Origin of the sequence: Pseudomonas sp. SIMBA_041, from assembly GCF_046535095.1 — a bacterium.
Lineage (GTDB): Bacteria > Pseudomonadota > Gammaproteobacteria > Pseudomonadales > Pseudomonadaceae > Aquipseudomonas > Aquipseudomonas mucoides.
Genome location: NZ_JAWRXJ010000506.1, coordinates 1 through 259, shown reverse-complemented (window position 1 = coordinate 259; position 259 = coordinate 1). Strand labels below are relative to the sequence as shown.

1 protein-coding gene is annotated in these 259 nt (G+C 37.5%); it reads left to right on the top strand.

The window, feature by feature from the left end; genetic code table 11:
• Positions 1–16: 16 nt before the first annotated feature.
• Positions 17–259, top strand: a 243-nt coding sequence (locus SB725_RS32110) for a YqiA/YcfP family alpha/beta fold hydrolase (protein ID WP_410923525.1), incomplete at its 3' end; no start/stop codon positions are given.

Sequence of the window (259 nt, the reverse complement as noted above, 5' to 3'; positions counted from 1 at the left end):
ATAAGTGAGATGATACGTGAACTTGATTTATATCCATGGATTGGACAGTGATGCCAACTCGACCAAAGGGATGTTGTTAGAAAAATATTGCCAGCTTCATCATCCTGATATTAATGTGCTGCGTCCTGATTTAAATAAGACCCCTGCACAAGTGTGTGAGCAATTACTGTCTTTAATCAAATCATTCAATAATAGTGAAGATAGAAAATCAGCAGATAAGCAGACTGAGTTGTCAAATACGGTATTAATCGGAAGCTCG